Genomic DNA, 13,424 nt, shown 5'->3' on the forward strand with positions numbered 1-13,424 from the left:
CCGCACCTATTTTCCGCTAGGTAAGCAAAAAGTCATCTTTGTTGTTATGTGCACGGGTTGAACATCTCTTACGGCCGTCGAATACATTCTCGCCATTCAAAGTTATAGACGTTAATTTGGTTATCTGGCAGTGTACTGATATCTCAGCCTTCATTCAGCTTAATGAAGGGAGTGCACGATCTCCAGTGTGCCATTAATGATGAACTGCACACCCATACAAACCAGCAAAAAACCCATCAGCCGCGAAATGGCTTCAATGCTGCTTTTCCCAATCAGACGCATAATCAGGCCAGAACTTTTTAGGCTGAGCCAGACGATCAGGCTGACTAATATGAAGGTGAGTACAGGGGCAACAGTAATAACCCATGGCGTAATATCGACGCCGCTCTTGATTTGTGAGGCAGAGCTAATGATGAGGGCAATCGTCCCTGGCCCTGCGGTGCTGGGCATTGCCAGCGGAACGAAGGCAATATTGACTTCATTGGCGGAAAAACTGTCGTTAATTTCTTCTTTTTTGCTTTTAACTTCAGGCGAATGTTCTGGCTTTTCCTGGGGAAAAAGCATGCGAAAGCCAATAAATGCTACGATGAGCCCACCAGCAATGCGTAACCCAGGAATGGAAATCCCAAAAGTATGCATCACGATCTGTCCCGCGTAGTACGCCACAGTCATAATAATGAAGATGTAGAGCGATGCTTGAAAGATCTGACGATTTCGTTCCCCCTGACTCATGTTACCGGACATAGCCAAAAATACCGCTACCGTTGTCAGTGGGTTTGCAAGTGGCAGGATTAGCACTAGACCAAGGCCAACAGTTTTAATCAATTCCAGCATTCTACGTACCTCTTTATTGGGCGCTCGTCAGTTCAGGAAAATGGTCAATGATGACCCGTCGCCAGGGCGTCTTATACCAACTCGTCTTCCGCTAATTTTTTGAAACGATAGAGTGTCTTGGTCAGCATGTCGCGAGAAAACATATCAAACATTTGGCCGATCTTTTTCCCGATCAAGCCTCCCGGTGGATTGTAACGAATCGTCAGCGTTACGACTGTACCGCCTTCCGACTCAGTAGGTCGAAAAGAAAGTCGGCCTTCATTGGGAACCCGCGCCCCTTCCAGCGAACGCCAGTGGATATACTCCCCTGTTTTTTCGTCAATAATACGTGCCTGCCACTCAATGAGTGCGCCAATCGGCGTGTTAATCCGCCAGTTGGAGTCGGTATAGTTCAGTATCTCGATATGGGCAAAATGCCCCATCAGGATCGGCAATGTTTCCGGCTTGCGCCAAAGATCAAACAAGCGTTCTGTTGGGCGATTGATAGTAATACTGTTGCTGATTTCATTAGCATAACTACCGTTTTTCGCTGCGATTTTTCTTAAGAAAGAGGGAAACACCCGTCATCCTCCCTAATGGATTGTTACCCCTTTATGGGCATATGTCCGCCATTCTGACTGATATCGGCCAGCGAAGCAAAGCAGGGGAGTGCGTGGATTGTGCTGGCGTAGACTATCGTAGCAATAACTAGGATTTTTGCGCACCTAATGTTGAGCTAATGTTCATTTGGTACTGTAAGCATCAGACAGAAGCCGAATGACGTGCCGCAAAACACTAGGGTTTTTACATAACAATAATCGTTGTACCCCGCCCACTATTTTTAGTGGGCTTTTTTATTTATATTTCTCTGTTTTGATATTTTATTTTATATAAATTGATATTTATCAATTTATTCTTAATGGATTTATACCTACTAAGATGTAATAGATATTTATCCATGCGCTCTGTCCTATAAATAATATATGAATTGTGAGGTGATTTACTTTATAAATGTTTCGTGATACGTTTATAATCAGCTTTTATGCTGGTGGGAATAAATATGAGCAATCCATTTGTTGCTAAGTGGAGCCGTAATGGCAACCTGCTTTGCCATGGTCACTGGTTAATATCTTATCAAGAAAAAGATTTCACGTTGCCGGAAAAATATAAAGAAAATCATATGGGAACGATGGGGATCTATTCTATCATCGATCCTGATGATGAAATGTACCGGGACGGACTCGATGAAGATGATTGGATTCTGGAAAATATCGACTGGCTGGCCGATAGCTTTGAAGAAAATAATGTCCCTATCGAAGAGTGTTATTTCAGATATTTCTTTCAGGCTATAAATAAGCAGGACTGGCGATGCACCAGTTGCGCTGGCTGTATGTAAATTGCTCAATCATTATTAATTACTCCTATTCCCTCTGTATTCCTGCCAGCCGACTACTCTATTAGCGTCGTGCTATTGTCTCCCTGATTATTCGGCAGCGTTTTATTCGCTCTTCTTCGGTTTTCATTCCTTTTTCATCTTCTTTGCTATGCGCTTCGCATACCGCGCAGCGGAGCGTCTTTTTCAGGGAAAAGTGTTACCCTGACCCAACAATCCTTGATTAAGATGAGGCGGCAATGACGGAAGCTGACATTCTGCGGTTAAGTGCTTTGGTGGGCGAAAAACTGAAGGCGCGTGGTGCCACGCTGACATGTGCGGAATCCTGCACCGGAGGCTGGCTGGCTAAGTCTATTACCGATATCGCAGGTAGTTCTGGCTGGTTTGACTACGGCTTTGTGACATACAGCAATCTGGCCAAGCAGCGTCTGGTGAATGTGAACGCAGAAACACTGGAACGGTATGGCGCGGTGAGTGAAGCTGTCGTTAATGAGATGGCCGCAGGGGCTTTACAGGCCGCCGATGCCGATTTTGCCATATCGGTAAGCGGCGTCGCCGGGCCAGACGGGGGGACCGAAGAGAAGCCTGTCGGCACGGTGTGGTTTGGTTTCACCGACAAACAGGGTGGGGCATTCGCCCGGACAATGCGGTTCAGTGGAGACAGAAACGCGGTGCGCCTGCAATCTGTTCATTTTGCGCTGCAAACGTTGCTCGACACGTTTCTGAAAAAATAACCTTGATGCTGTATGCGCATACAGTATAATGTCAGTAATTATTCGGCAATTCATGATTAAGCAGCCGCGTAGAGAGAGCAGCTTTACGCCGCATGACAGGAGCAGAAATGGCTATTGATGAGAACAAACAAAAGGCACTTGCGGCAGCACTGGGTCAAATCGAAAAGCAATTTGGTAAAGGTTCTATCATGCGGTTGGGCGAGGATCGCTCAATGGATGTTGAAACCATTTCTACAGGCTCTTTATCTCTGGATATCGCTTTGGGTGCCGGTGGTTTACCGATGGGGCGTATCGTTGAGATTTATGGCCCAGAATCTTCCGGTAAAACAACACTGACCTTACAGGTTATTGCTGCCGCTCAGCGCGAAGGTAAAACGTGTGCGTTTATCGATGCTGAGCATGCGCTGGACCCGATTTATGCGAAAAAGCTTGGTGTAGATATCGATAACCTGCTGTGTTCTCAGCCGGATACTGGCGAGCAAGCGTTGGAGATCTGTGATGCACTAACGCGCTCTGGCGCTGTTGACGTTATCATCGTCGACTCCGTTGCAGCACTGACGCCGAAAGCCGAAATTGAAGGTGAAATCGGTGATTCCCACATGGGGCTTGCTGCTCGTATGATGAGTCAGGCTATGCGTAAACTGGCGGGTAACCTGAAGCAAGCCAATACGCTGCTGATCTTCATTAACCAGATCCGTATGAAAATCGGTGTGATGTTCGGTAACCCTGAAACGACTACCGGTGGTAACGCACTGAAGTTTTACGCCTCTGTTCGTTTGGATATTCGTCGTACTGGCGCTATCAAGGAAGGCGAAGAAGTGGTCGGCAGCGAAACCCGCGTGAAAGTCGTGAAAAATAAAGTAGCAGCACCGTTCAAACAGGCTGAATTCCAAATTCTGTACGGCGAAGGCATCAATATCCACGGTGAGCTGGTTGATTTGGGTGTGAAACACAAGCTGATCGAAAAAGCCGGTGCCTGGTATAGCTATAACGGCGACAAGATTGGTCAGGGTAAAGCGAATGCCTGTAATTTCCTGAAAGAGAACCCGGCCATTGCTGCGGAACTGGACAAGAAATTGCGTGAAATGTTGCTGCACAAAGGCAATGAACTGACGCCAGCCGCCGCTGGAAATAGCCATGACGAAGATGAATTCGCTGGTGAAGGCAACGAAGAGTTTTAATGGTGGCTGAATGGATTGTGACAGGGCACTTCAGCGGATAGATGGATGAATAAACCATTACGCTATGCGATGAATGTGCTTTCTGTTCGCGATTATAGTGAAACCGAAATACGCCGCAAATGTGCGGCGTATTTATATAAGTCAGAAAGCGCAAAAGCAGAAGATGAGGCAGACGAAGCCACAGCCCGAGCTGCGGCAGAAGATGTGGAAGCGGCTATTGCTTACTGCAAGGAACACGGTTGGCTGGATGACGAGCGCTATGCTCGCCGCTATATCAGCAGCCGGAGCCGCAAAGGCTATGGTGCCCAGCGGATCAAAATGGAGCTAAGCCAGAAAGGAATCGATAAGACAACGTTAGCCACAGCATTAAACGAGAGTGATATCGATTGGTGTGCACTGGCGAAATCGGTTGTGGAACGAAAATTCGGGCATCCTCTGTCCGATGAATGGAAAGACAAAGTCAAACATCAGCGATATCTGCTTTATCGTGGCTTCTTTCATGAAGAAATCCAGTCAATTTATACGAATTTTTCAGATTGAACGCACACGGGATTTTACTTCCCATCGAAGAAAATTTATCTTATTCCCACTTTTTTGTTCGTGAGTTGCTCGGTAACGTCAGCATGCTGGACTAACCTTGCCCGCGATCTGTTCTTCTAGCTTGATTCCAGGACAATTATGAGCAAGAGCACCGCTGAGATCCGTCAAGCGTTTCTCGATTTTTTCCACAGTAAGGGACACCAGGTTGTTGATAGCAGCTCTCTGGTGCCGAACAACGATCCGACATTGTTATTCACCAATGCGGGTATGAACCAGTTCAAAGATGTGTTCCTCGGTCTGGATAAACGCAGCTATGCCCGAGCGACGACCTCGCAGCGCTGCGTACGTGCCGGTGGTAAACATAATGACCTGGAAAACGTAGGTTATACCGCACGCCACCATACCTTCTTTGAAATGCTGGGTAACTTCAGCTTCGGTGACTATTTCAAGCATGATGCGATTCGCTATGCATGGGAATTGCTGACATCTCCTCAGTGGTTCAATCTGCCGAAAGAAAAACTGTGGGTAACGGTGTACGCAACGGATGATGAAGCCTACGACATTTGGGCTGATGAAGTTGGCGTGCCGCGCGAAAGAATTATTCGTATTGGTGATAACAAAGGCGGACCTTACGCCTCTGATAACTTCTGGCAGATGGGTGAAACGGGGCCGTGTGGTCCATGTACCGAGATTTTCTACGATCACGGTGAGCACATCGCAGGTGGCCCGCCGGGAAGCCCTGATGAAGACGGCGATCGCTATATCGAAATCTGGAACCTGGTGTTCATGCAGTTCAACCGTCAGATTGACGGCACCATGCTGCCACTGCCTAAACCTTCCGTCGATACCGGCATGGGGTTAGAGCGCGTTTCTGCCGTCTTGCAGCACGTCAATTCAAACTATGACATTGATTTGTTCAAAACGCTGATTGATGCGGTAGCGAAAGCCGTCGGAACGACGGATTTAACCAACAAATCGCTGCGTGTTATCGCTGACCATATCCGCTCTTGTGCGTTCCTGATTGCCGATGGCGTGATGCCATCTAATGAAAACCGTGGTTATGTTCTGCGCCGTATTATCCGCCGCGCTGCGCGCCACGGTAATATGCTGGGCGCTACGGATGCTTTCTTCTACAAACTCGTTGCGCCGCTGATTCACGTCATGGGGCCAGCGGCTGAAGAATTGAAAAAACAGCAGTCTGTGGTTGAGCAGGCGCTGAAGACGGAAGAAGAACAGTTTGCCCGCACGCTGGAACGCGGCTTGTCTCTGCTGGACGAAGAAATTAAAAACCTGAAAGGGGATACGCTGGATGGTGAAACCGCCTTCCGCCTGTATGACACCTATGGTTTCCCTGTCGACCTCACGGCAGATGTGTGCCGCGAGCGCGGCCTGAAAGTCGATGAAGAAGGCTTTGAAGCCGCAATGACGGCGCAGCGCCAGCGCGCGCGTGAAGCCAGCGGATTTGGCGTAGATTACAACAGCCTCATCCGTGTGGATGAAAACACACCGTTCTGCGGTTATGAAAAAACGCAGCAGCAAGCGAAGGTTATTGCGATTTATCACCATGGAAACGCGGTTGATCAGATTGCGGCAGGTGATGAAGCGGTTGTGATTCTGAACGAAACGCCATTCTATGGTGAATCCGGTGGTCAGGTTGGCGACCAGGGTGAACTGAAAAATGCGGGCGTCAGCTTTGCTGTTCAGGATACTCAGAAATACGGTCAGGCAATTGGTCACGTCGGTAAACTGACTCAGGGTACGCTGCGTGTTAACGACAGTGTCGAGGCAAACGTTGATAGCCAACGCCGCGATCGCATTCGTCTGAACCACTCTGCGACGCACTTGCTGCATGCCGCGCTGCGTCAGGTTTTGGGCGATCACGTCGCACAGAAAGGCTCTCTGGTTAACGATAGCTATCTGCGTTTTGACTTCTCACATACGGAAGCGATGAAGCCTGAGCAGATTCGTCAGGTTGAAGATATCGTCAACGCGCAAATCCGCCGTAACCTTACCGTGCAAACGGATGTCATGGCGCTGGATGATGCGAGAGCGAAGGGCGCAATGGCGCTGTTCGGCGAGAAGTACGATGACCATGTCCGTGTTCTGACGATGGGTGATTTCTCCATTGAGCTTTGTGGGGGCACGCACGCAAGCCGTACCGGTGATATTGGCCTGTTCCAGATCATTTCTGAATCAGGCACTGCTGCCGGCGTGCGTCGTATTGAAGCGACCACGGGTGAGAATGCGTTGTCTGCGTTGCATCGCCAGAGCGACGTTTTGCAAGACATTGCGCAACTGCTGAAAGGGGATAGTCACAACCTGACGGATAAGGTACGCTCTGTTCTGGATCGTGCCCGCGCGTTGGAGAAAGAGCTTCAGCAGTTTAAGGCTCAACAAGCGGCGCAGGAAAGCTCGTCGCTGTCTGGCAAAGCAAAAGAGGTTAACGGTGTGAAGTTGCTGGTCACGCAACTGGACAACGTGGATCCTAAACTGCTGCGCACGATGGTTGACGACCTGAAGAATCAGCTTGGATCTGCTGTTATCGTTCTCGGAACGGCGGCAGAAGGCCGGGTTAGCTTGATTTCTGGTGTAACGAAAGATCTGACTGACCGTGTAAAAGCCGGTGAACTGATTGGGTTTGTTGCCCAGCAGGTTGGCGGTAAAGGCGGTGGTCGCCCAGATATGGCTCAGGCTGGTGGTTCAGACGTGTCAGCACTGCCTGCTGCGCTGGCAAGCGTTGAATCTTGGGTTGCTGCTAAGCTATAAACGACAGATAACGTTTTATTTGCGTTATCCAACAAAAACGCCATAACTTTCTGGTTGTGGCGTTTTTGTCTGCGGAAAAGGATCCGGCAAGTAGGATAGAAAGTGTGTTACCTTCAGATATTCTGAAGCTTTACATGCTCAGTTCTGTTGTTGTGATAACAAAAGCACAAGCTACTGATATCGACTAAACTAACAAGTAGTGACAAACCGGGGTGTGATGGTGTGGTTATACCATCGTCTAGGTTTACGTTTTCACGGCACATGATGGATAATGGCGGGGAGACAGAGAGACCCGACTCTTTATAATCTTTCAAGGAGCAAAGAATGCTTATTTTGACTCGTCGAGTTGGCGAAACCCTCATGATCGGCGATGAGGTAACGGTTACCGTATTAGGAGTGAAAGGCAACCAGGTGCGTATTGGTGTTAATGCACCTAAAGAGGTTTCTGTCCACCGTGAAGAGATCTATCAGCGTATTCAGGCCGAAAAATCTCAACCAACGTCATATTGATTGACAATGCGTCTCGTGTTCGCGGGACGCACTTGTTATTTCCCGCTTTTCCCCCACACATTTATCGATATATCCATTTTTACTGTGCGCTTCCTTTGGCAAGGTAACCGCCTGTTTTTCTGTCGATAAAATAGACTTTTTGTTGTGAAAGTGCGCGTCTTGGATGCGAATTGTTCAAACGAACACAAGGTGGGAAAAATTGTTTGACTTATAAGTCTGGGAAAGTAATATGTGCGCCACGCAGTACCGGTGAGCACTAACAAGAAGTTCTTAGTAGCGAATCAGGTAATGTAAGGTGAGGTGGCCGAGAGGCTGAAGGCGCTCCCCTGCTAAGGGAGTATGCGGTCAAAAGCTGCATCGAGGGTTCGAATCCCTCCCTCACCGCCATTTAATATGCATCCGTAGCTCAGCTGGATAGAGTACTCGGCTACGAACCGAGCGGTCGGAGGTTCGAATCCTCCCGGATGCACCATTAAATACTGCCTTTGCAAGGCAAGTAGTATTAGTGAAAGCAAGTTTTGTCGCAGATGAAGAATTATCAATGCATCCGTAGCTCAGCTGGATAGAGTACTCGGCTACGAACCGAGCGGTCGGAGGTTCGAATCCTCCCGGATGCACCATATTTCGATATGGATAAGGTTGTTATCTTGTTCTTATAATCAGCCTACGCGGCCTATAAGTACAAGGGAGGAAAACGTTGCTTTAGCAACGGCCCGAAGGGCGAGGCGAAGCCGAGTAATCCTCCCGGATGCACCATTCTTAAGTATCTCGTTTAATTGCTCACCCCATTATTTCTGCACCACACTCTGCATCCGTAGCTCAGCTGGATAGAGTACTCGGCTACGAACCGAGCGGTCGGAGGTTCGAATCCTCCCGGATGCACCATATTTTGATGTAAATAAAACTCTTACCTTAGTTAATCGATAAGCGTAGAGTAATCTTGTTTTAGCAACGTCCTGAAGTACTAAGCAAGCCAGATAATTTCCTCCGATGCCCCATTTCTGTTTTAGCAACCGCTCTCTACCCTATTTTCGCGCTCTGATGGCACAGCCTTCTGTTCTGCTGATATCAGAATGATATTTTTCTCATTACTCCCGTGTATTAATTCTTGCCTCTCTCTTGCCTATATTGATATTGAGCCGACGAATAAATGAAGGTTGTCTACTCCTATGGAGGTAATAACCTGTTTTTTATAAGGTTATTGAATAAGCGACAACGTTTTCACTTTACGATAAAGTAAGCTCTCTTTTCAGTGATCATGGAGTCATGATGTACGATCGCTATCAAGGGCTGATCTTTGATATGGATGGCACCCTGCTTGATACCGAACCAACGCACCATAAAGCGTGGGATCAGGTTCTTGCCCTATATGGTATGAGATATGATGCCAGTGCCATGACCGCATTGAACGGCTCGCCCACCTGGCGTATTGCACAGCGTATTATCGACAGTCATCAAGCTGATATTGATGCTCACCAACTCGCGGCGGAAAAAACCGCTGTGGTTGAGGAGATGCTGCTGGATACCGTAAAACCACTGCCGCTGATTGATGTTGTTAAGCACTATCGCGGACGGCGTCCGATGGCAGTTGGCACAGGTAGCACGCATGGCATGGCTGATAGATTGCTAACGCATTTAGGGCTGCATGATTATTTTGATGCAATCGTTGGGGCTGATGATGTTATGCAGCATAAGCCTTTCCCCGATACCTTTCTGCGTTGCGCTACATTGATTTCTGTCGCACCAGAACACTGTATCGTGTTTGAAGATGCTGACTACGGCATTGAAGCCGCTAAACGCGCTAACATGGCCGTGGTTGACGTCCGTACATTGTGAGTGAATTCTGGGCTGTTTTTTCTCTTTTCTGGAGTAGCCTGCTCAGTGCAACACTGTTGCCTGGCAGTTCGGAAGTGCTGCTGGTAACGTTATTACTTGCTGACAGTGCAAAACCCTATCTGTTGATTGCTGTGGCAACGGTAGGAAATACGCTGGGCGGGTTAACAAATATTTTTATAGGGCGCTTACTCCCTCAGCCAAAACAACAAGCTGGGTATTCGGTGGCCATGCGCTGGTTACAGCGCTATGGCTGCGCTGCGTTGTTATTTAGCTGGGTGCCGGTAGTAGGCGATTTATTGTGCGTGTTAGCGGGTTGGCTACGCATGCCCTGGATGCAATCGGCGGTTTTCATCGGTATTGGAAAAGCGCTGCGGTATATCGTATTGGCAGGTATAACGTTGCAGGGGATGGCGTGGTGGCCTTAACCAGATTGCAATGCGAACTGGTGAGTGCTGCTGAGTTTCAATTATGCTTACAACCATTACATTTTAACAACGGGAGGTCGATTTGATCCCGGACATTTCAGAAGCACTTTCTTGGCTGGAAAAACACCCACTAGCAGTGAAGGGTATTCAGCGTGGAATTGAACGCGAAACATTGCGCGTAACAGCAAACGGACATCTTGCTACAACAGGGCACCCGGAAATATTGGGCTCGGCGTTGGCACACCCGTGGATCACGACAGACTTTGCTGAAGCGCTGTTGGAGTTCATTACGCCAGTCGACAAAGATGTCGATCACCTGCTGACGTTTCTGCGCGATATTCATCGTCACGTTTCCCGCAATCTGGGCGATGAGCGGATGTGGCCATTGAGCATGCCGTGCTTTATCGACAGCGAGCAAAATATCGAGCTGGCGCAGTATGGCTCATCAAATGTTGGGCGCTTCAAGACACTTTATCGTGAAGGGCTGAAAAACCGCTATGGTGCGTTGATGCAGACTATTTCCGGCGTGCATTATAACTTCTCCCTTCCGCTGTCATTCTGGCAAGCGCGAGAGGGTGTCGCTGATGCAGAGAGCGGGAAAAAAGCCATTTCTGCGGGATACTTCAGGCTGATCCGCAACTATTACCGCTTTGGCTGGGTGATCCCTTATCTGTTCGGTGCTTCTCCGGCGATCTGTTCTTCTTTCCTAAAAGGGCGGGAAACCGCACTGCCGTTTGAGCGTACGGAAAAAGGCATGCTTTATCTGCCTTATGCAACCTCTCTACGGCTTAGTGACCTAGGCTACACCAATAAATCACAGAGTAATCTGGGAATTACGTTTAACGATCTTGATACCTATGTCGCCGCATTAAAGCGCGCGATAAAAACGCCGTCTGAGGAATATGCCCAGGTTGGTATGAAGAAGGATGGTCGTTATCTACAATTGAATACGAATGTCTTGCAGATTGAGAATGAGCTCTATGCGCCGATTCGTCCGAAACGTGTGACGCGTGCGGGTGAAACGCCATCTGATGCATTGCTGCGTGGCGGAATTGAATATATCGAAGTGCGCTCGCTGGATATCAACCCGTTCTCTCCGACAGGAGTGAGTGAAAGTCAGGTGCGTTTCCTGGATTTATTCCTGATCTGGTGTGCGCTGGCAGATGCACCGGAAATGAGCGCGGATGAGCTACTGTGTACGCGTAAAAACTGGAACCGAGTGATTCTGGAAGGGCGTAAACCTGGGCAAACGGTGGGGATGCGGTGTGAAACCATCCAGCAGCCGATTGCTGAGGTGGGGAAATCTCTGTTTGCGGATTTACGTCGCGTTGCAGAAGTGCTGGACGCTGAAAACAATCAACCGCACTATCAGCAGGTATGTGATGAACTGCTTGTTGGTTTTGACGATCCAGAAACGACGTTCTCTGGTCGACTATTAACGTTGATGAAGCAAGAAGGCAATGGTAGCGTGGGGCTGAATTTAGCGGAAGAATACCGCAAAATGCTCAGCAGTGAGCCGCTGCAGGTGTTGACGGAAGAACAATTGGCTGCTGCGAGTGAGAACTCCTGGCAGCGTCAACGTCAGATTGAGTCTGAAGATACGATGAGTTTTGACGACTATCTGGCGACGCATTAAAAAGAAAAGGCCACAGAAACTGTGGCCAAATAAACATCTCTAATAGGGATGATGATAATAAATGCGCGTCTTTCAGTAAGTCAGACTCGCATAAAAAGGAAAAGTTCTCGGAAACGAGAAAAAATGAATTTTTTCTATGAGGAGGTGGCATTATGCCGTTACTAGACAGCTTTACCGTTGACCATACCCGTATGGCCGCACCCGCAGTTCGGGTCGCTAAAACCATGAAAACCCCTCATGGCGACAATATCACGGTATTTGACCTGCGCTTCTGTCGTCCGAACATCGAAGTCATGCCAGAGCGTGGCATCCATACGCTAGAGCACCTGTTTGCTGGCTTTATGCGCGACCATTTAAACGGTGATGGCGTTGAAATTATCGACATTTCTCCGATGGGATGTCGTACGGGTTTCTACATGAGTCTGATTGGTACGCCGGACGAGCAACGCGTTGCCGATTCTTGGAAGGCGGCGATGGCGGACGTTCTGAAAGTGACTGACCAGCGTAAAATTCCTGAGCTGAACGAATTTCAGTGTGGCACCTATGAGATGCACTCACTGAAGGAAGCACAGGAGATTGCTCAGCACATCGTGGATCACGATATTGGTATCAACCAAAATGACGATCTGGCGTTGCCGAAAGATAAACTGGCTGAGCTACATATCTAGTTTGTTGGATATGCGCAGATAAAAAAGAGAGCCGAACGTTGGCTCTCTTTTTTTGTACTCGTGAATGTGTCAGACCGCGAGAAAGTGCTGTATAACCCGGCTGCCGAAGTAGGACAGCGTTAGCATCAGTGCGCCGATCAGACTGAACCAGACGACGCGCCGTCCCCGCCATCCTTCATGGTAATGTCCCCAGAGCAGCAGAATATAGATGAACCAGGCAAACAGGGAGAACACGGCTTTGTGCAGGTTCTCTTTGTTATCGATCAGGTCATCCATATAAAACAAACCGGTACAGAGCGTTAGCGTGAGCAAGATGACACCAATCTGCGTGATGTGAAACATCTTACGTTCAATGCCCATCAGCGGCGGCATGTCAGCGGCAAAACCCAGCTTTTTATTCTTGAGCAGATAATCAAGCCAGGCAAGCTGGAGCGCATAAAGTGCCGCAATCAGCAAGGTTGCATAAGAGAAAAGTGCCAGACCGATATGGACCATCAAACCCGGTGACGCTTCCAGATGCGTAATAAATTCACTCGGCATGAAGCTAGCGAAGGCTAAATTGATCAACGCAAAGGTGTAGACGATAGGAAGAATAAACCAGCCGCGATCGCGCGCGGCGACAATCGTCATAACCGTACAGATGATGAGACTGACCAGCGAGCCGATATTCAGCAGGCTAAGGTTTTGACCGACTTGAACATCGAAAATACGTTGATAGAGCGCCACCGCATGGCAGAGTAGCGCAGCGCTGGCCGAGAGTATTGCCAGCCGACGATATGCACTGTTCTTGCGCAGCAGACTGGGGATAATCAGTCCGAGGCTGAGTGTATAGGCGACAAGCGCCACAATAGCGAAAACAGACATACAAATAGGTTATTAAATATCAACTAGGTAAAATAGAGAATCAGTATAGCGTTAGTCG

General features: G+C 48.5%; 13 protein-coding genes and 4 tRNA genes. 14 read left to right on the forward strand and 3 right to left on the reverse strand.

Annotated features, from left to right (window positions below; translation table 11 throughout):
• Positions 1 to 159: 159 nt before the first annotated feature.
• Both JFY74_05340 and JFY74_05345 read right to left on the reverse strand, forming a co-directional pair.
• Positions 160 to 834, reverse strand: a complete 675-nt coding sequence (locus tag JFY74_05340; protein ID QQG29481.1) for a MarC family NAAT transporter — start codon at positions 832 to 834, stop codon at positions 160 to 162.
• A gap of 71 nt (positions 835 to 905) precedes the next feature.
• The gene (locus JFY74_05345; protein QQG29482.1) at positions 906 to 1,394 is read right to left on the reverse strand and encodes an SRPBCC family protein; all 489 of its coding nucleotides are present in this window, start codon (positions 1,392 to 1,394) and stop codon (positions 906 to 908) included.
• A gap of 479 nt (positions 1,395 to 1,873) precedes the next feature.
• Between JFY74_05345 and JFY74_05350 the strand changes: the two genes are divergently transcribed.
• From JFY74_05350 to luxS, 14 genes are all read left to right on the forward strand, one after another.
• The gene (locus tag JFY74_05350; GenBank protein QQG29483.1) at positions 1,874 to 2,209 is read left to right on the forward strand and encodes a hypothetical protein; all 336 of its coding nucleotides are present in this window, start codon (positions 1,874 to 1,876) and stop codon (positions 2,207 to 2,209) included.
• 236 nt (positions 2,210 to 2,445) lie between these two features.
• On the forward strand, positions 2,446 to 2,940 hold the full coding sequence (gene pncC, locus JFY74_05355) for a nicotinamide-nucleotide amidase (protein ID QQG29484.1): 495 nt from the start codon (positions 2,446 to 2,448) through the stop codon (positions 2,938 to 2,940).
• A gap of 107 nt (positions 2,941 to 3,047) precedes the next feature.
• Entirely contained in the window at positions 3,048 to 4,121 is a 1,074-nt protein-coding gene (gene recA, locus JFY74_05360) for a recombinase RecA (GenBank protein QQG29485.1), read from the forward strand.
• A 45-nt stretch (positions 4,122 to 4,166) separates the two neighbouring features.
• A complete protein-coding gene (gene recX, locus JFY74_05365) occupies positions 4,167 to 4,661 on the forward strand; it encodes a recombination regulator RecX (protein ID QQG29486.1) in 495 nt (164 codons plus the stop codon).
• Between the two features lie 138 nt (positions 4,662 to 4,799).
• Positions 4,800 to 7,427, forward strand: a complete 2,628-nt coding sequence (gene alaS, locus JFY74_05370) for an alanine--tRNA ligase (protein QQG29487.1) — start codon at positions 4,800 to 4,802, stop codon at positions 7,425 to 7,427.
• A 324-nt stretch (positions 7,428 to 7,751) separates the two neighbouring features.
• A complete protein-coding gene (gene csrA, locus JFY74_05375; protein ID QQG29488.1) occupies positions 7,752 to 7,937 on the forward strand; it encodes a carbon storage regulator CsrA in 186 nt (61 codons plus the stop codon).
• A 294-nt stretch (positions 7,938 to 8,231) separates the two neighbouring features.
• A tRNA-Ser gene (locus JFY74_05380) sits at positions 8,232 to 8,324 on the forward strand.
• Positions 8,325 to 8,332: 8 nt separating this feature from the next.
• Positions 8,333 to 8,409, forward strand: a tRNA-Arg gene (locus tag JFY74_05385).
• A 71-nt stretch (positions 8,410 to 8,480) separates the two neighbouring features.
• A tRNA-Arg gene (locus tag JFY74_05390) sits at positions 8,481 to 8,557 on the forward strand.
• 188 nt (positions 8,558 to 8,745) lie between these two features.
• Positions 8,746 to 8,822, forward strand: a tRNA-Arg gene (locus JFY74_05395).
• A gap of 384 nt (positions 8,823 to 9,206) precedes the next feature.
• Complete coding sequence (yqaB, locus tag JFY74_05400) at positions 9,207 to 9,773, forward strand: fructose-1-phosphate/6-phosphogluconate phosphatase (protein ID QQG29489.1); 567 nt, start codon at positions 9,207 to 9,209, stop codon at positions 9,771 to 9,773.
• Positions 9,770 to 10,198 carry a DedA family protein gene (locus JFY74_05405; protein QQG29490.1) on the forward strand — a complete coding sequence of 143 codons (429 nt, stop codon included), beginning with the start codon at positions 9,770 to 9,772 and terminating at the stop codon, positions 10,196 to 10,198. The genes yqaB and JFY74_05405 overlap by 4 nt, the downstream gene beginning before the upstream one ends.
• A gap of 82 nt (positions 10,199 to 10,280) precedes the next feature.
• On the forward strand, positions 10,281 to 11,834 hold the full coding sequence (locus JFY74_05410; GenBank protein ID QQG29491.1) for a glutamate--cysteine ligase: 1,554 nt from the start codon (positions 10,281 to 10,283) through the stop codon (positions 11,832 to 11,834).
• Between the two features lie 152 nt (positions 11,835 to 11,986).
• A complete protein-coding gene (luxS, locus tag JFY74_05415) occupies positions 11,987 to 12,502 on the forward strand; it encodes an S-ribosylhomocysteine lyase (GenBank protein QQG29492.1) in 516 nt (171 codons plus the stop codon).
• Between the two features lie 69 nt (positions 12,503 to 12,571).
• On the opposite strand, the gene JFY74_05420 is transcribed toward luxS, so the two are convergent.
• A complete protein-coding gene (locus JFY74_05420) occupies positions 12,572 to 13,366 on the reverse strand; it encodes an inner membrane protein YpjD (GenBank protein ID QQG29493.1) in 795 nt (264 codons plus the stop codon).
• Positions 13,367 to 13,424: the final 58 nt, after the last annotated feature.

It is taken from the genome of Pectobacterium carotovorum (genome assembly GCA_016415585.1).
GTDB classification, from domain to species: Bacteria; Pseudomonadota; Gammaproteobacteria; order Enterobacterales; family Enterobacteriaceae; genus Pectobacterium; species Pectobacterium carotovorum_K.

Coding starts and splice junctions, on each gene's coding strand:
- JFY74_05340 (QQG29481.1), bottom strand. CDS start 834: ATGCTGGAATTGATTAAAACTGTTGGCCTTGGTCTAGTGCTAATCCTG.
- JFY74_05350 (QQG29483.1), top strand. CDS start 1,874: ATGAGCAATCCATTTGTTGCTAAGTGGAGCCGTAATGGCAACCTGCTT.
- pncC (QQG29484.1), top strand. CDS start 2,446: ATGACGGAAGCTGACATTCTGCGGTTAAGTGCTTTGGTGGGCGAAAAA.
- recA (QQG29485.1), top strand. CDS start 3,048: ATGGCTATTGATGAGAACAAACAAAAGGCACTTGCGGCAGCACTGGGT.
- recX (QQG29486.1), top strand. CDS start 4,167: ATGAATAAACCATTACGCTATGCGATGAATGTGCTTTCTGTTCGCGAT.
- alaS (QQG29487.1), top strand. CDS start 4,800: ATGAGCAAGAGCACCGCTGAGATCCGTCAAGCGTTTCTCGATTTTTTC.
- csrA (QQG29488.1), top strand. CDS start 7,752: ATGCTTATTTTGACTCGTCGAGTTGGCGAAACCCTCATGATCGGCGAT.
- yqaB (QQG29489.1), top strand. CDS start 9,207: ATGTACGATCGCTATCAAGGGCTGATCTTTGATATGGATGGCACCCTG.
- luxS (QQG29492.1), top strand. CDS start 11,987: ATGCCGTTACTAGACAGCTTTACCGTTGACCATACCCGTATGGCCGCA.
- JFY74_05420 (QQG29493.1), bottom strand. CDS start 13,366: ATGTCTGTTTTCGCTATTGTGGCGCTTGTCGCCTATACACTCAGCCTC.